Below are 17,417 nucleotides of genomic sequence, written 5' to 3' on the forward strand. Positions count from 1 at the left end.
TGCGTCGCGTGTGCGGGTTCGCCAATGCAGCGGAAGTTACGAACGACGGCCTAACGAAAGACACGGAACGGGTGTGCAGCGCAGCCCCGAAGGCAAAGAAAAAAGCCCGCGACCTCTCGGCAGCGGGCTCAATGACGGCTTGGAGAATACGGTGTGCGGCTCAGGCGTGCGCGGTATGCGCGGCTTGCGGATCAATGCGGAAGAAGGCTACCGCCGCGTTGAGCTCCTGCCCCTGATCCTGCAGCGATTGCGAGGCAGCTGCAGCTTCTTCCACCAGTGCTGCATTGCGCTGCGTGACTTCGTCCATCTGCGAGATCGCCTGGTTGACTTGCTCGATGCCGCGCCTTTGTTCGATTGACGCAGCGGCAATCTCTTCCATGATGTGCGTAACGCGCGCCACGGCCTGCGTGACTTCGGTCATGGTGTGGCCTGCCTCGCCTGCCAATGTGGAGCCATCATGAATGCGCTCCACCGACGAGGCGATCAGTTCCTTGATCTCCTTGGCCGCCGTGGACGAGCGCTGCGCCAGGCTGCGCACCTCGCTGGCGACCACCGCAAAGCCACGGCCCTGCTCGCCCGCGCGCGCGGCTTCCACCGCAGCATTCAGCGCCAGGATGTTGGTCTGGAAGGCAATGCCCTCGATGATGCCGGTGATATCGGCAATCTTGCTGGAGCGGTCACTGATGTCCTGCATGGTCGACACCACCTGGCTGACGACGGTACTGCCTTTCTGCGCGACTTCCGATGCGTTGGCTGCCAGCACCGTGGCTTGCTGTGCGTTGTCGGCGTTCTGTTTCACGGTGGAGGTCAGCTCTTCCATGCTGGCGGCCGTTTCCTGTAGCGACGACGCCTGTGCTTCCGTGCGCTGGCTCAGGTCGGCATTGCCGGCGGCAATCTGCTTGGCTGCACCGGCCACGCTGCCGCTGCTGTCGCGCACCTTGTCGACGATCTCCGTCAGGCGGCCGTTCATGTCGCGCAGGGCTGAGAGCAGGTGGCTCGTTTCATCCTTGCCGCGCACGTCGATGCGGCTGCTCAGATCGCCGCGTGCCACGGTCTTGGCCACGTCCACGGCAACACGGATCGGCTGCGTGATCGAGCGCGTGATGATCGCACCCGCAATGACTGCCAGCAGTGCCGCACCAACCGACAGCGCGATCAGCATGTTGCGTTGGTTGGCGTAGTTTGCGTCGTAGTCCTGCACAAGCTGTTCCTGGCGCTCGCGGGTATAGGCAGCGTAGGCTTCCGTGGCCTTGACCAGCGCGGCCAGCAGCGGGCGGCAGTCGTTATCCATTTTCTGGATGGCTTCCTCGCGCTTGCCAGCGAGTGCCAGCGACACGATATCGGTCGCCACTGGGCCATAGCGCGACTCCACGCTGTCGATATCGGCCACCAGCGCGCGGGCACGATCGGTGGAGTCCTTGGCGTTGGTAATCAGCTCCTTGAGTAGCTTGAGTTGCTTCTGCACATCTTCGTGCGCGCGGAATACGTCGGCCTTCTCCAGTTCCAGGTCTTGCTGGGTGACCACCAGCACGAGGTTGCGTGCGGCAATGGCGCGGCGATCCACCGCTGTACGCACTTCCGTGGCGACTGCGGCACGGGCGTTGACGCCGTGCACGAAATTGGAAAAGCCTTCTGTCGAATTGGACAGCGCGTGCAACGACATGCCTGATACCACGACGACGATGGCTGCCAGCACGCCAAAGCCTGCGGTGAGCTTGGCCTTGATGGTCATCTGGGAAAGGTTCACAGCGTCCTCCAGTCTTACAAGATGGATGCAATCATGATTGGCTTGGCTACCCGGTATGGCACGAGAGAGGCGGGTGAACCTGCCACCGTTTTATTGCTGTTTCCTGCGGACTTCGAAAGCGTCCCCGTTGGGGTAGGTGAGACTGGTTATTCCAGCCTGATTCAGATGATCTTCACGGGGTTATCGGCGGGGTCTGGAAATCCTGAACATCAATTTTGTGCAGGTTTCCACTTAGTTCTTTCTAGGGCTGTGGAGGCCTTGATCTATAAGGCCTAGCGCTTTGTTTGCTCTGGGGCGCTCCACAATTCTGGATTGTGTGATGGATTTTGCGGATCGGGCGCCAAGTGGAGAATAAATACCTTATCTTGATTAATTTATGTCAGGTATGAATCGATTTTTTCTTCGTTGGTTCATATGAGAAACGTTTTCGATTGATGTATTAATCCGCTTACATATTTCTGCCGTTGCTTGTGTGTAAACCAAAAAACCCGCCTAGAAGGCGGGCCATTCGTGCGAATGAATCTCGTTTACTGAAGGGCGGATGCCGGCACGACCGGCAGCACAACCCTGGACGGGTGCGCTGCGTCGCCATAGATCGTCAGTACACCGATCAGCGAGTTGAGCAAGGTGGGTAGCGGCGGCACGCCCTGTGGGAGGTTGCTCGCGCCCACGGCCACGCGCAGCTTGTGGCCCTTGGCGATCAGTGCGCTGGTTGGGAACACCTCCACCGGCACCAGCACGGCCTTGTCCGGCGTGAGCGGCTGCACGGAGTCCGGCGTGAACGGATGCCACGGCTGGATCATCAGCCCGTTCATCATGCGAGAGCGGCTGGCATCCACCGCACGCAGTGAAGCCGTCTGGATGCCATCAGTGAGCGGCGTCACGTTACCCGCCGCGTCCACATCATCAATGCGTACCGACACGCCGGCATCGAGTGCGGTGGTGGAGACCCACACATCGGCTTCGATCGGGCCGTTGAGATAGGTATCCGCCGGCATGGGCGGTGTCTCGAACTTCACGTCAGCAGCCTCGGCAAGGGCGTCGTCAGTCTGGCACGGCAGTGGGAGAAAGCCGGTCAGGCCCGCCGTCCATTGCGAAAGGCTGATCGAGCACGCGCCGTTCAGCGGTTGCTGAATCACCTGGTTGGCGGCTTCATTGGCCCCCGGTGCGCTGGCCGACAGGCTCTTGTCGCCCCGCAGATAGAGCGCTTGCGCCTGCACCTGCGGATGCGGCCAGTCGGTCGCGGTAGCGTAGTGGCCATACCCGGTTACGTACTGGGTGACATTGGGCAACGCGTCGGCGCCCACGTTCATGCCTTTCACATATTGATCGAACCATTGCAACTGAATGTGGTTGAGTAGCGGCACGCCATCGACCGGCAACCCGCTGCCTAACGCTGCCTGCAAGTGCGTCCATGGGCCGATCAGCAGCTTGGCCGGCGCCTGCGTCTTGATGGCTTCGTAGGTGAGCGGTTCGCTGCGCTGGAAGAGGTCGTGCAGGCCTCCGACCACGAAGGTGGGCACCTTGATCTTGCCGTCGTTCTCCAGCGGTGAGCGCGTTGCCCAGAATGCGCCGTCATACGCAGTGGTGGTCGTGCCAAGCAAGGCTTGCAGCATGGTCGGCAACTGGAATGTCGTCACCGCAGACACCAGGTGTTGCAGCACCGCGGGCAGGCCGATCGTCGGGTTGGTCACCAGTGTCGGATCGGTCAGGCTCAGCACTGACACCAGCCCGAACCACGCCGGGATGAATGTCAGATTGGTCTGCCCGCCGGTGAAGACGATGTCGCGGTAGCCGTCGCCAATCGGCACGATGGGGAACGCCGCCTTGACTGCCGGATGGTTCTGCGCCGCCGTGATGACGGTCGTAATGCCGAGGTACGACACGCCGTACAGGCCGATCGCGCCGTTGCTCCATGGCTGTTGCGTGACCCAGTCGACCACGTGGCCGTAGTCGCTCTGCTCATCCGCCCCAAATGCATCCCACGTGCCTTGCGACTGGCCTGTGCCGCGCACATCCACCACCACCGTCGCATAGCCATGCTGGACGATGTAGGGGTCGGCTCCGCCCAGCGCGGTGCCGATCGACGCTGTGTACTGTGCGTTGCCGCCGTTGTACGAGGTCTGCACGAGTACCGTTGGGAAAGCACCAGTGGCGGGGTTGCCCGAGGCGTCTGCCGGCAGCGTGACATAGGCTGCCAGCTTGGTGCCGTCCGGCATCGTGATGTACTGCGTGGCTTGCCGTGCGATACCGGCGTAGAGCATCGGTGGGTTGTAGTCGATCCACTTGGCGCTTGCGTTGGTCGTAATGGACGTGCCGGGTTGTGCGAGCGTGGCGCGTGTGCCAAGCGTGGTCCAGTTGGCCGCCGCTGGCTTGATCGGCGGCGCAATGGTGTTTGAATCGGCGGGGGTGCTGCCGGCTGCGGCGACGCTGCTGCTATCGCCGCCGCAGCCCGACAGCGCGAGTGCCGCGCACAACAGCGCTGACGTCAACATGCGGCCCAGCCGCACACGTGGGTTGCCCATCTGCATGGGATGTCTCCTTCTGACTGCTCTTATTTGTTTGGGGGGATGGCCGGCATGCCGAGGGGCGGCATACGGCAAGTCGCTCCCGATCAGGAAGCTGGTCAAGCGGAAGGGCTGTACGAGGAAGGGTGGGTGACACGGTCGACCACGCGCCAGCGGCTTGGGCGCAATCGATGAAGCACCAAGCATGCCTATCGACATACAGCACGCGACGGGCTTGGCGCCGCCAGATCCGCGCGTTCCTGGCCCGAAACGGTCGCCGCGTTACGTAACGCGCTGCGTAACGAACGTGAAGGAAACACGCGTGACGCGCCATGTTCGGAAGAGAAACTTGTACCCCACCGACGTAGGGGTGTGGCGCGCAAATGCTTGTCGGTATTGCGTTTCAAACAGGTGCGTCCGGTGTGCGATTGGGGGCAAGACGGCGGCCATCGCCCTGCCATTGAAACTGGCATGGACGTTGCGTAATTCGGTCAGACCTGCCCGGCACAGGGCGCAACGTACAGACAGAAGGGGGCCACCATGAACCGCACCATTCAGGACGTCGAAATTGCCGCTGCCATTGATTCAGACCTGCTGCGCCGCCGCCAGCAGTTTGCCGGTCAGCCCGCTGCCTGGCAGGTGTGGTCAGAAGCGGCGCATGTGGCCACCTTGAACGAGCGCGCACGTTCCGCCTTCATTGAACGTGTGGCCGCCAGCCGCGGTGCGGACATTGCGTTGCGCCTGCTGATGAAGGCCCAGTCGATCCGCGAACAGGTGACGCAGACGCTGTTGCTGACCGAAGCGCCGGCGACGCTGCACTGAGGTGATGCGAGGGGGATGCCGGCACGCGTGACGTGTTGGCGCGTGGGATGCAAAAGGCCCTGTCGGGAGACTGGGTCTTTTGTTTTTGTGGATCGAAACGTCAGTCAGAAAACAGAAACGCCCGCGTGGGCGGGCGTTTTGCGTGAATTCTGGCGGAGAGAAGGGGATTCGAACCCCTGATAGGCTATTAACCTATACACGCTTTCCAGGCGTGCGACTTCAACCACTCATCCATCTCTCCGGAAGCCCGCGATTGTAGCACACCGGACAAGGACGCCAAGCCCTGCACGCGATCGTCGCTAAAGTTCCGTGATGCAAAGGCCCGAATCTCATGGGAAGCGAGCCATGGGCCACCTCCCAACACGCTGCCGCCAATCAGCGGGCAATTCATCGTGCCAAATCGGACAGGTCTTATACACCCGCAAGGGGCGCATCGGTACATTCGACCTCCATGCCTTGCGTGACGCAAATTTTTGTGTCGTGCGGCATGACCCGATTTTCTGTTTCTCAATTCTCAAGCGAGTGATGACGCCATGCGGTTCGACCTGCGTTCCCGTCTCGCACGCGAACAAGGTCGCCCTGCGGGCAATGTCGTCCCGGCGCGTCGAGTCCGACGGTCGCTATGTGCTTGTTTTGCCCTGCTATACGGGTCCATGACGGCAGTCATCCCCGCACCCGCACTGGGTGTGACGCCGGTAGCGGATGCGCCTGCAGTCTCGAACGTGGCATTCAGGCCGACGGCCGGCAACCTTGTCGATGTGCGTTTCTCCAATCCCTCTCATGCGCCGTGGGGCGCATCTGCGGTGCAGTCACCGACGGCAGATTTTCAATCTGGCATGCGAGCGGGCGAGATCGCGAGCACGTTCCGCAAGGCACTCACGCGCGCAGACCTGCCGGGCGACCTGTTGCAGCAGATCACGCGACTGTTTCGTGGAAGGGTCGACATGTCGGCGCGAGGTGCGGCGGGCGACTACTTCCGTGTCGCCTATGAACCGGTTGCAGAAGCCTGCTGCGAGCAGGCACTCCGTCTGACCGCGATCGAGGTGCGGTTCCAGGGCAAGCACTATGCGGGCGTCTGGTTTGCAACGAACGAGCATCCGCAGGGCGACTACTACCGATTCGACGGCACGCTCATGGCGGGGCTGCGCTTTACCTTGCCGGTTCAGGCGACGCGTATCAGTTCGGATTTCGGCGAACGCACGCATCCTGTTACGGGTGCCCATCACGGACATTCCGGCGTTGACCTTGCGGCGCCGATCGGCAGGGCTGTGCATGCGTCCGAGGCGGGCGTGGTTGCGCACATCGGCAATGAGCGGCGTGGCTACGGGAAATATGTGGTCATTCGGCATTCAGATGGCCACACGTCCTACTACGCGCATCTCTCCAAGATCGAACCCAAGTTGCGGGTCGGAGTGCCCGTCGAGCGCACTCAGCGCATTGGTGCGGTTGGCCGTACCGGAACGGCGACCGGGCCGCACCTGCATTTCGAAGTCCGTCGTGACGATCGGCCTATCGATCCACTTGCCTTGATTCGCAAGGCAAGCACGCAAGCGCTACGCGGCGATCAGCTGGCGGCATTCCAGCGCGTTGCTACCTTGGCGATGATGCGTCTTGCCGGTGCCGGGCCAGCATCGGTGGTGGCGGCATCTGCCACCCAGAACAACGTGTGTTAATGCACATGCCAGGTCTGCGGTCCGCCTCCGTAGCGCTACGGAGGTGCCACCCGTAGCCAACCGGGTTCAACGGAAACGGTGTGCTTTCTACGATGAATGCCTCTCTCCTCTCATCGTTTCAACGACCGTTTTCATGATCAAGACTCTTGCACTGCCTGGCGCGCTGGCGCTGCTGTTCTCGGGCGCGGCATTTGCCCAAGCCGCCGCCGATGCTTCAAAGGAAGAGGGCTACTACAGCGCTGCTCGCATCGTGGGTGCCAAGCACAAGGCCGACGACATGGCTTCCACTGCCCGACCGCGGATCGGTAGTTTCGTTTCGATTGACGACAGCGCCAATCTCATCACGGGCTCGTTCGCTCTGGGTTACGACTTCGCCAACGGCTGGCGTGTTGAAGGTGAATACACGCTGCCGCGTACCGATTCCTTTGTGAGCGGTTCGACCCGTTGGCCCAGTAACAACTATCACGACATCAAATCGCGGCGCGTGATGGCCAATGTGTACCGCGATTTCGCGGTTGCCAAGAACGTGTCGGTGTACGCCATGGGCGGCCTGGGTCTGGCCATGCTGAAATCGGAAGGCGCTCAGATCAACCCGGCCAATGGTTTTGGTGGTCCTTTCAACGCCGCAAGCCAGACCAATCTGGCGTGGTCGCTGGGTGTGGGTGTTTCTTACTCCCCGATCAAGAAGCTGACCCTGGACCTGGGCTATCGCTATGTCGATATGGGCAAGACGGAAAGCGGCTGGAATGCATTCACCAACGCTGTCGGCATGCAAGACGAAATGCTGCGTGCCAAGCTGGTCTCGCATGAAATCTACCTCGGTGCGCGCTACAAGTTCTAAATATCTGTTTGCGATGGTTTCCTAATCCCCACAGGGGGAAACCCGTCATGTTGGTTTTGCGCCCGGAGCGTTGACGAGCTTCGGGCGTTGTCACAACGGCCTGCAAAAAAAATCGCTCGGATTGCAAGTCCGAGCGATTTTCGTTTACGCGAAATCATGCGCAATTGCCGCCTTCGTCAAGGGTTCCGGGGCGGGCGCCATTTGTGAGCACAGCAAAGGAATCTAGGCCGATTTGGTTAGGACTGCAAATCGATCTTCGCCGCATTTTCCAGTCCTTGCGAGCCAATCTAGACCGGTGATATAAACACTGACGCAACAATTCGTAGCAATAGCCCCCGTCATATTGCGAGAGAGAAAAATGAATAAGAATGCGTGGAGTCTGGGTGTTGGTGGGATAGCGATGATCACCGGTACGATGCCGGTGGGCGCCTACGCCGCCTGTTCGTCAACAGCACCGGCCAGTGGTACGACCGTCACCTGCTCGAATCCGGGCATTCCATCGGTGAATGCGGTTGCGGGCAGTACCAACGTCACCATCAATATTGATTCAACGGCCACTGGCAGCTATGCGTTGGCGACAACGCCGACGCCATTTTCTGTCGACACGCAAAGCGCAATCACCAACAACGGCAATCTCTCGCTGTCTGGTAACGGCACTGGTGTTGCAAACCGCGGTGCCATGCTGATCGGGGTGAATAACAACAACACGATCACCAATGGTGCAACCGGTGTAATCACGACCACCGGCACGTACAACGATGGCATGGCCGCTAACGGCAATAACAACGTGCTTGTCAACAATGGCTCCATTACAACGACGGGCGCCAATTCGTATGGGATGACTGCCGCGTGGGGCCAAAGCAATCCGGGTGCCTCGGGCAATACGATTACCAACACCGGCACGGTAACGACGTCTGGAAGCAATGCGCGCGCCGTGTCGTTGCTCGGCGGTAACGGCACCGTCAACAACAGCGGTACGCTGACTTCCAACGGCAGGGATGCCCCGGCCGTCTATATGCAGGGCAATAACGACACGCTGAACAACAGCGGCACGATTCAGACGACAGGTACCGCATCGAGCAGCGGCAGCGTTGATGCGGTGGTGTCGAACACACTCGGCAGCTCGTTTACGGCAACCATCAACAACCAGACTGGCGGCCAGATCATCAGCAGCAACGGTATTGGTGTGCGCTCAACCAATGGCGCCACGACAATCACCAACGCAGGGCTGATCCAGGGCGGTGGTGGCACGGCCATTCAGGGCGGCAATGGCAATGTGACGCTGATCCTGCAGACCGGCTCGCAGATTATCGGTGCCGCCAACGGCGGCGCGGGCACCAACACCGTGACGTTGCAAGGTACGGGCACGGCGTCCAACGCGTTTACCAACTTCCAGAGCCTGACCATGGCCGGGACGGCCTGGACCTGGGCGGGCACCGGTACGTTTTCGACCGCGCTGGTGCAGAGCGGCACGCTCAACCTGACGGGCACGCTTGGCGCGACCACGGCCTCCGTCGTTGCGACCGTTAACAATGGCGCTACGCTGCAGGCGAATGCGTCGAACCTGCCACTGTCCGTGACTGACAATGGGCTCGTGCGCTTCCAGCAGGACAGCGCCGGCACCTACACAGGCACCATCAGCGGGTCTGGTGCGGTTGAGAAAACCGGCGCGGGTACCTTGACCGTGTCTGGCAGCAATACCTACGCGGGCGGCACCACCATTACGCAGGGTACGTTGTCGGTGGCCGCAGACAATGCACTGGGCGCGTCCTCGGGCGGACTCGAGTTCAACGGCGGTACGCTACAACTCGGCAGCACATTCAACCTGACACCCGGCCGCGCGGTGTCGATCACGGCCAACAACGGCACGATCGATACGCAGGGCTTCAATTCCACGGTCGCGCAGAACATCACCGGAACGGGTTCGCTGACCAAGCTCGGCAGCGGTGTCCTCACGCTGAACGGCACAAACAGCTACGCCGGCGGTACCAACGTCAATGGCGGCACCCTTGTTGTCGGCGATGGCTCCAGTGCATCGGCGGCACTCTCTGGCGGCGGCGCGGTGTCGGTGGCAGGTGGCGCGACGCTTGGCGGCTATGGCAGCGTCACCGGCAACGTGACGAACAATGGCACGATCGCAGTCGCAAACGCGTTGGCCAGCCTGGCCGGCGGCGCAACCGGCAACTTCCAGATCAACGGCAACCTGACGAACGCCGGACTTGCGCAGCTTGGTGGCAGCGGGGTCGGCAACACGCTGACCGTGGCGGGTAACTACACCGGTCAGAACGCGACGATCGCGCTGAACTCGGTACTGGCGGGCGATGGCTCAGCATCGGACAAACTCGTTGTGAGTGGCGGCACTGCAAGCGGCTCAAGCGCGCTCAAGGTGACGAACGCGGGTGGGGCGGGCGCGCAAACGATCGCCGACGGCATTCAGGTCGTGCAGGCAATCAATGGCGCGACGACCAGTGCGAATGCCTTCACGCTGTCGGGCGGCTCAGTCAGTGCCGGGGCCTATACGTACTTCCTGGCCAAGGGTGGCGCATCAAGCGGCACTGGTAACAACTGGTATCTGCGTAACACGATTTCCCCCGCGCCAGCCCCGACTCCGACGCCTGCGCCGGTGCCTCCCATCACGCCGGCTGAAGGCACGCCGACCTCGATCGTCGAGGCGATTGCAGACGCAGCGCCGGGAGCTGCTCCACTGCCCATCTATCGCCCGGAGGTGCCGCTGTATTCAGAAGCGCCAGCTGTCGCACGTCAACTCGGGCTGCTGCAGATCGATACGTTCCACGATCGCCAGGGCGAGCAGGGCTTGCTGACCGAGAACGGCACCGTGCCGGCCTCATGGGCCCGTGTGTGGGGGGGCAATACCAACATCAAGCAGAAGGGCGACGTGACCCCGTCGTTTGATGGCACGCTGTGGGGCATGCAGGTTGGCCAGGATCTGTACGCGGACATTCAGCAGAACGGCCATCGCAACCACTACGGTGTGCTGCTGGGCTTCTCGCGTGCGGTGGGCGACGTGAACGGTTTCGCGTTGGCCCAGCAGAACATGGGGGTTGGCTCGCTGCAGGTCAACGGCTACAACCTGGGCGGCTACTGGACGCACGTTGCGCCGAGCAGCTGGTATACCGATGTGGTGCTGATGGGCAGTGCACTGACGGTGCGTACAAGCTCAAACGATAACGTGCACGGTTCCACCAACGGTAACGCTATTACAGGCTCTGTCGAAGCCGGGCTACCGATCCCGCTCAGCCAAGGACTGACGCTGGAGCCGCAGGCGCAACTGGTTTGGCAACGGTTGTCGCTCAAGGATTTCAACGATGGCATCTCGAACGTGTCGTGGAACAACGGCAACACGTTTCTGGGCCGCGTGGGTGCGCGACTGCAATGGTCGTTCGATTCGAACGGGATCAACTGGAAGCCGTATCTGCGCTTGAACGTGCTGCGCTCGTTCGGCTCGGACGACAAGACCACGTTTGGTGGGGGTACCACGATTGGCTCGCAGGTCGGCCAGACGGCTGGGCAGGTCGGTGCGGGGCTGGTCGCGCAGCTGAGCAAGCGCAGCAGCGCGTATGCAACGGTCAGCTATCTCACGAATCTGGGGGGCGAGCACCAGCGCACGATCCTGGGCAACGTGGGGGTGCGTTGGGCGTGGTGAGTTGGCTTGAATGGCGGAGGCGGTCTAGGCTGCTGCCTGGAGCAGCATCGCTTCCATGTAGGCCATGACGTAGCGCTCGTTGTCGAGGACTTTGAGTGCGCGTTTGACGATGAGCGGCGTCGGTCGGCTGCAGTCAATCGACGCAATCGCCTGTCTGTCAAACCAGGCGCAGTGGGCAATCTCCTCAGCAGGGCGGGCGATTGCACTGGCTTCTATGTCGGCAACGAATACGTGGTGGTGCTTGTTGCCACCAGCGAATTGGAACAATGGGCGTACGTCACGGCAGACGATGCCCGTTTCCTCGGCCAACTCACGGCGGGCGGCGTCGCCCAGTGTTTCACCGCGGTGCGGTTTGCCACCGGGCAGAACCCAGTGTGCGCTGGGGCGGGCGACCAGAAGAATCCGGTCACCGCGTTTGCAGAGGACGGTTGCACGTTCTTTCATGGTTGGGCTTCCATGGCGGTGAACATAAAAAAACCGCCGCTCAGAGGCGGCGAAATGGAAAGTGTCTGAAACAAGTTGCTGGGCGGCGGGAGTGGACCGCGCATCCAGCACCGTCATTCTCTCGAAGAGTCACCGCGCGCTGAATGAGATTTGTCCGATTCGAATGCGTGATGGCATAGGACAGGGGCGAATGTGGTTTGCTGACCATCCGTGCTGGCGCTTTTCATGGCGCTGACGGGGCCATCGCCACGGTGGATGGCAGCGCGATCGGCCCAGCCGTGAATCTGGCGGCCACGCGCTGCTGGGCAGCATCAACGACGTGCTCGATTTCTCCAAGATCGAGGCGGGTCAGGCGTCGATCGAGGCCATCCTGTTTTCAGCAACGCGATCAAATTCACGAATGAAGTCGACGTGCTGTTCGACCATCTTGCGCGGGTTTGGCCGCAGCGGGCCGGGGTTTGCGTTGTGCCATCGGTTGGTCGCCTGATGGATGGCGCGATCGGTCTGCGCAGTGCCCTCGTGTAGACGGCAGGCAGACGAGCCGCGAGAGCATTGGTGAGAGGCGCCTACCCGACGGGTACTTGCCGGGCTCAAGAGTCCAACGCATGACCTGCTGGAATCCTTGTACGTTGCGCTGTGGACTGGCGATCGGGGGGCGTTGCGCTCATGAGTGCCGTTGAACAGCGTTCATCGTAAAATTGCATTGTCTGTTGAGGCCTAGCGGACCGACAGTCGGCAAAAGGAGGGAAGGAATGAGCAGCTTTAGCATTGGCGTGGTGTTGGCGGACGACCATCCGGGGATGATTGCCGGGATATCGCATGAGCTGTCATCGGTGGACACCATCGTGTTGAAAGGGCATGCCACCAACTCGACTGACCTCGTCAAGCTGCTCGAGTCGACGCCGTGCGATGTGCTGGTGTCCGACTACGCCATGCCCACGGGCGACTATGGCGATGGCATTACGCTGTTTGGCTTCATTGGCCGGCGCTTTCCCCAAGTGAAGCTTGTCGTGCTGACAATGCTCGACAGTCCGGCCATCCTTGGTTCGCTCGATGATATTGGCATCCGTGCGATTGTCAGTAAGTCCGACGCGGTGTCGCATCTCGTTCCTGCCATTCATGCCGCGCATACGGGGGGCAAGTACCACTCGCCAACCGTTGCTGCTGTGCTGGAGGAACGCGAGGCTCAGCGAGCCGGCGCTCCGGCATCGACTGAGCTGAGCCCGCGCGAGGCAGAGGTGGTGCGGTTGTATGTGTCCGGCTTGCGGGTGGATGAGATTGCCGAACGGCTCAATCGCAGCAAGAAGACCATCAGCACCCAGAAAAACCGGGCCATGGAAAAGCTCGGCATCTCGCGCGATGCAGATCTCTTCACGTACGCCAAAGAGCACGGTTGGTTGTCGTCATCGCAAACGCCGCCGCGTGACGCCAACTGAGCGTTGAACGCAGAGGGGTCAGACCGGCCGCTCGGCGGGCGGCACACTGCGCGGTTGCGGTTTGTCTGGCGCGGGCGCGTCCGGCTGCTTCCAGGCTTCGACAATCTGCCGCCTGCGCTGCGGCGACGAGAACAGGTATTCGTTCATGGCGCCCAGAAACGCGTGGCGCGCCGGCGCCGTCAACTCGGCAAAGCCGAGCAGAATGTGCCGTAGGTTGTCTCGTTCAGTCTGCTTCATGATCTGGTCTCCAATGGCAACGCTGCGCGCGCTGCGCATGTCGCACCGGTGTCATGGCGCGAATCTATCTACGTTATGGGGTGGAAAGTGGTCCGTCTATCAGACCTGTCTGGTAGTGGGGCGGATCGGGCCGGATAAGGAAAGGCTCGTGCGTTACCGTGCCGGCCGCATGACGGACGGGATCAGGCCCGTTTCAACACCGTAGTAGAAGAGGTCCACCTCGCGGTGGATATTGAGCTTGCGCATGGCGCTGCTCTTCTGCGTGCTGATGGTTTTTTTGCTGCGGCTCAGGCGCGCGGCGATCTCGTTGATCGTCATGCCTGATACGTACAGGCGGATGACTTCGAGTTCGCGGCTGGTCAGTTGTGCATTGCCAGGCGCGTCCTTGTGGGTTGGCTCCAGCGTGCGCAGAATCTTCTCGATCGTCGGCGATACATAGCGGCCGTTTGCAAACGCGGCGTGCACGGCGAGTGACAGGTGGTTTGTCAGATCGGATTTGCTGACGATGCATTGGATACCCGTCATGAGCGCTGAGAGGATCGCCACGTTCTCCATCATCGTCAGAACCACGATGCGCACATGCGGGTAACGCTGCTGGACCAGCGTCAGCAATGCCATGCCGTCGCCATAGCTGCCGCCAGGCATGGCGTAGTCGCACACAAGCACGTCGATGGGTGTGCGGTCGAGCAGCTCGATCAGCTCGGTCGAATTGCGTACGAGGCCATCGATCGAGATCGATTGGCGGCTGGCCAGTTCATGTTTGACGCCAAACAGGATGGCCGGGTGGTCGTCGGCGATGGCGACGCGGATCAGGACGGGATTCATGATGATGGCGCGTGTTGCAGGGCGGTTGCGGTTTCTCTGTGACGAACTCGCCACGGAAGTTCCGGTGTTGCGCATGACCACTGACACGCGCATGCGCAAAGGGCGATGCGCAGACTGTATTGAGTCCAGGGAAACGCGAAAAGCGGATCAGTCCTAAAGCGGCGCGGCGTAGTGTAGGACTGGGCCTATTCGGGGCGTTGTGCCGATGGCCGCAAGCGCATGGCACACGACGGCTGTCCACGTGTTGTGCGTAGTGCGCATACCTGCGGAAGGCCGATGCGCTTTTGCGCGTTGCTAGCCCGTTGATTCTTTTGCGGAATTCTCATGAATCGAGGCGTTCCACTATTGCGGTGCGGAGGCGTTTGAACGTACGCTTTCGCCACAAAAAAGAACACAAAAACAAGGAGACCACCCTCATGGAATTGGACGTCAACCACCGGCCGGTCAGTGTCGACTGCGACCCGGCTACGCCTCTGCTGTGGGTCTTGCGCGATCACCTGAACATGACCGGGACCAAGTTCGGTTGCGGTGTTGCGGCGTGCGGTGCATGCACGGTTCACCTGGACGGGGCGGCCGTACGGTCGTGTGTGTTGCCGGTGGCTGCGGTGGCGGGCAAGCGCATCACTACCATCGAAGGGTTGGCCGGGGGCGAAGGCAAGCGCCACGCGCTGCAACAGGCCTGGGTGGATGAGCAGGTGCCGCAGTGCGGCTACTGCCAGTCCGGCATGCTGATGGCCGCAGCGGATCTGCTGGCGCGGCAACCCGATCCAAGCGACGCTGACATCGATACGGCCATGACCAACATTTGCCGCTGTGGCACGTATCCGCGTGTGCGCGCGGCCATCAAACGTGCGGCGAAGGTACTGCGGGAGGGCCAGGCATGAACGCCAAGGCAACCAAGCCACGCAGTGGGCGCCGTCGTTTCCTGTTGGGTGCGTTGGCCGTCGGCGGCGCGCTGGTGGTGGGCTGGGGCGTGATGCCACCGCGCAGCCGCGTGGGCGATCCGGCGCTGTTTCCCGAACACGGGGGCGAGGTCGCCCTGAATGGGTGGATCAAGATCACCCCGGAGGGCAACGTCATCCTGGCCATGCCGCGCGTGGAGATGGGGCAGGGCATTCACACCGCGTTGTCGATGCTAGCGGCGGAGGAGCTGGACATTCCGCTGGCGCGCGTGAGTATCGAGACGTCGCCGGTGGAGCGCATCTACGGCAACGTGGTCGCCATGGGGGACAGTTCACTCCCGCTGCACCCGGACAGCGCAGACAAGACCTGGGCCCGCGCGCTGCACTGGGTCATGGCCAAGAGCGCGCGCGAGATCGGGCTCATCATCACCGGTGGCAGCAGCAGTGTGGCAGACGGCTGGCAGCCGGTGCGCGAAGCCGCCGCCACGGCCCGCGCCGCGCTGGTAGAGGCCGCCGCGCGCGAATGGAACGTACCCGCCGCGCAGGTAAGCGTGCACGATGGCCAGCTGATCGGCCCGGGCGGTAAGCAGGCGACCTTCGGTGGTATGGCGAAAGCTGCGCGCGCCATTGCACCGCCGTCCAACGTCGTACTCAAGCCGGCTTCGCAATACCAGTTGATCGGCAAGCCTGCGCCGCGCAATGATCTGGTCGCCAAGACGGATGGCAGCGCGCGCTTCTCCATCGATGCGCGTCCGGCAGGGATGCTGTACGCCGCCGTCGTAATGTGCCCCGTCTTTGGCGGCAAGCTCAAGACGTTCCAGTCGAAGGCGGCGCTCGGCATGCTGGGTGTGCGCTATGTGGTGCCGTTTGAAGGTTCGGCGGGCGGTGCGCCTGGCGTGGCCGTTGTGGCGGATCACTACTGGCAGGCGCGCCAGGCGCTGGCGACCGTTGAGCCCGTGTGGGACAACGGCCCGCATGCCACGCTCGATTCCGCGGGCATCAGGCAGCAACTCGTCAGCGCGCTGGATAGCGACAAGGGTGGGTTCACCTACCGCTCGCTCGGCGACGGCTTGAAGGCCTTTGACAAGGCTGACGGCGCCACGCTTGTGGAAGCGGAATACACCGCACCGTATCTCGCGCACACGGCCATGGAGCCGATCAACTGCACGGCGCAGGTGACAGCGGATGGGGTGCATCTGTGGGCGCCCACGCAGGTCGCCACGCTGGCACAACTGGTGGCAGCACGTGCAGCGGGCGTGAGCGGCGACAAGGTCCACATCGACATCCCGCTGATTGGCGGCGGCTTTGGGCGGCGGCTGGAGTCCGATTTCATCAGCCAGGCCGTCACCATTGCCACCAAGACCGAAGGCAAGCCGGTACAGGTCATCTGGTCGCGCGAAGAGGACGTCCGGCACGACTTCTATCGCCCGCACGCCATTGCACGGCTGAAGGCGCGCGTGGAGAACGGCAAGATCACGGCAATTGCCTCGCGCAGTGCGGGGCAGTCCATCCTGGCGGGCGAGTTGGACCGCCTGTTTGGAGCGCCCTCCGCTGGCATCGACCGCTACACCGCGGAAGGGCTGTTCGACCTGCCGTACGAGATCGAGCACGAGCACATTGCGCATCTGGCGGTGGATTTGCCGATCCCGGTGGGGTTCTGGCGCAGCGTGGGGCACTCGTATAACGGGTTCTTCATGGAGGGCTTCCTCAATGACGTGGCGGCTGCCGCCAAGCTGGATCCGCTGGCGATGCGGCGCGACCTGCTGAAGGCGCATCCGCGTGAGTTGAAGGTGCTTGACACAGCTGCGCAGGCTGCGGGCTGGGGGCAGCCGCTGCCGCCTGCCGCCGATGGCGCTCCGCGTGCGCGCGGCATTGCGCTGCACCCGAGCTTCGGCTCGGTGGTGGCGCAAGTGGTGGAGGTGTCGTTGAAGGATGGCAAACCGCGTGTGCACCGCGTTGTGTGTGCGGTGGATTGCGGTACGGTCATCAACCCAGGCATCGTCGCGCAGCAGATGGAAAGCGCGGTGATCTTTGGCCTGACGGCGGCGCTGTACGGGAAGATCGACATCAAGGACGGGCAGGTCGTGCAATCGAACTTCCCTGACTACCCAGCACTCAAGATGGCCGAGGCGCCCGTCATTGAAACGCACATTGTGCCGAGCACGGCAGAGCCGACCGGTGTGGGTGAGATTGGCGTGCCGCCGATTGCGCCCGCGGTGGCACATGCCGTGGCGCAGTTGACCGGCAAGCCGGTGCGGCAGTTGCCGATGGCGTAGTGACGCAGCTGCGTTGAAAAGAAAGAGCCGCAGGCTCAAAACC

General features: G+C 62.0%; 12 protein-coding genes and 1 tRNA gene. 7 read left to right on the forward strand and 6 right to left on the reverse strand.

All coding sequences use genetic code 11. From position 1 onward, the window contains the following. Positions 1 to 160: 160 nt before the first annotated feature. Together R2N11_RS23470 and R2N11_RS23475 are read right to left on the reverse strand one after the other, a co-directional pair. Positions 161 to 1,732, reverse strand: a complete 1,572-nt coding sequence (locus R2N11_RS23470) for a methyl-accepting chemotaxis protein (protein ID WP_199027508.1) — start codon at positions 1,730 to 1,732, stop codon at positions 161 to 163. A gap of 542 nt (positions 1,733 to 2,274) precedes the next feature. Beyond that, a complete protein-coding gene (locus R2N11_RS23475; RefSeq protein ID WP_316682579.1) occupies positions 2,275 to 4,278 on the reverse strand; it encodes a CocE/NonD family hydrolase in 2,004 nt (667 codons plus the stop codon). Between the two features lie 516 nt (positions 4,279 to 4,794). Here R2N11_RS23475 and R2N11_RS23480 point away from each other — a divergent pair. Further along, entirely contained in the window at positions 4,795 to 5,076 is a 282-nt protein-coding gene (locus R2N11_RS23480) for a DUF7696 family protein (RefSeq protein WP_316682580.1), read from the forward strand. A 150-nt stretch (positions 5,077 to 5,226) separates the two neighbouring features. On the opposite strand, the gene R2N11_RS23485 is transcribed toward R2N11_RS23480, so the two are convergent. Then, a tRNA-Ser gene (locus R2N11_RS23485) sits at positions 5,227 to 5,317 on the reverse strand. A gap of 292 nt (positions 5,318 to 5,609) precedes the next feature. Here R2N11_RS23485 and R2N11_RS23490 point away from each other — a divergent pair. The 3 genes from R2N11_RS23490 to R2N11_RS23500 all read left to right on the forward strand — a co-directional run bounded on the left by R2N11_RS23490 (position 5,610) and on the right by R2N11_RS23500 (position 11,254). After that, positions 5,610 to 6,749: a M23 family metallopeptidase gene (locus R2N11_RS23490; protein ID WP_199027490.1), complete on the forward strand. Its 1,140-nt coding sequence runs from the start codon at positions 5,610 to 5,612 to the stop codon at positions 6,747 to 6,749. A gap of 133 nt (positions 6,750 to 6,882) precedes the next feature. After that, a complete protein-coding gene (locus R2N11_RS23495; RefSeq protein ID WP_316682581.1) occupies positions 6,883 to 7,590 on the forward strand; it encodes an outer membrane protein in 708 nt (235 codons plus the stop codon). A 358-nt stretch (positions 7,591 to 7,948) separates the two neighbouring features. Next, positions 7,949 to 11,254: an autotransporter outer membrane beta-barrel domain-containing protein gene (locus R2N11_RS23500; RefSeq protein ID WP_316682582.1), complete on the forward strand. Its 3,306-nt coding sequence runs from the start codon at positions 7,949 to 7,951 to the stop codon at positions 11,252 to 11,254. A gap of 24 nt (positions 11,255 to 11,278) precedes the next feature. Here the strand turns inward: R2N11_RS23500 and R2N11_RS23505 are convergent, their stop codons facing one another. After that, the gene (locus tag R2N11_RS23505; RefSeq protein ID WP_316682583.1) at positions 11,279 to 11,815 is read right to left on the reverse strand and encodes an NUDIX hydrolase; all 537 of its coding nucleotides are present in this window, start codon (positions 11,813 to 11,815) and stop codon (positions 11,279 to 11,281) included. Positions 11,816 to 12,450: 635 nt separating this feature from the next. Between R2N11_RS23505 and R2N11_RS23510 the strand changes: the two genes are divergently transcribed. Beyond that, on the forward strand, positions 12,451 to 13,134 hold the full coding sequence (locus tag R2N11_RS23510) for a LuxR C-terminal-related transcriptional regulator (protein ID WP_316682584.1): 684 nt from the start codon (positions 12,451 to 12,453) through the stop codon (positions 13,132 to 13,134). 18 nt (positions 13,135 to 13,152) lie between these two features. Here the strand turns inward: R2N11_RS23510 and R2N11_RS23515 are convergent, their stop codons facing one another. Next, entirely contained in the window at positions 13,153 to 13,371 is a 219-nt protein-coding gene (locus R2N11_RS23515; RefSeq protein WP_199027482.1) for a hypothetical protein, read from the reverse strand. A gap of 153 nt (positions 13,372 to 13,524) precedes the next feature. Further along, positions 13,525 to 14,196, reverse strand: coding sequence for a response regulator (locus R2N11_RS23520; RefSeq protein WP_316682585.1), 672 nt, complete (start codon positions 14,194 to 14,196; stop codon positions 13,525 to 13,527). A 416-nt stretch (positions 14,197 to 14,612) separates the two neighbouring features. Between R2N11_RS23520 and R2N11_RS23525 the strand changes: the two genes are divergently transcribed. Continuing rightward, positions 14,613 to 15,080, forward strand: coding sequence for a (2Fe-2S)-binding protein (locus tag R2N11_RS23525; protein ID WP_199027478.1), 468 nt, complete (start codon positions 14,613 to 14,615; stop codon positions 15,078 to 15,080). Next, entirely contained in the window at positions 15,077 to 17,374 is a 2,298-nt protein-coding gene (locus R2N11_RS23530) for a xanthine dehydrogenase family protein molybdopterin-binding subunit (RefSeq protein WP_316682586.1), read from the forward strand. Before R2N11_RS23525 ends, R2N11_RS23530 begins: the two co-directional genes overlap by 4 nt. Positions 17,375 to 17,417 lie beyond the last annotated feature (43 nt).

It is taken from the genome of Ralstonia flaminis, assembly GCF_958415495.1.
GTDB classification, from domain to species: domain Bacteria; phylum Pseudomonadota; class Gammaproteobacteria; order Burkholderiales; family Burkholderiaceae; genus Ralstonia; species Ralstonia flaminis.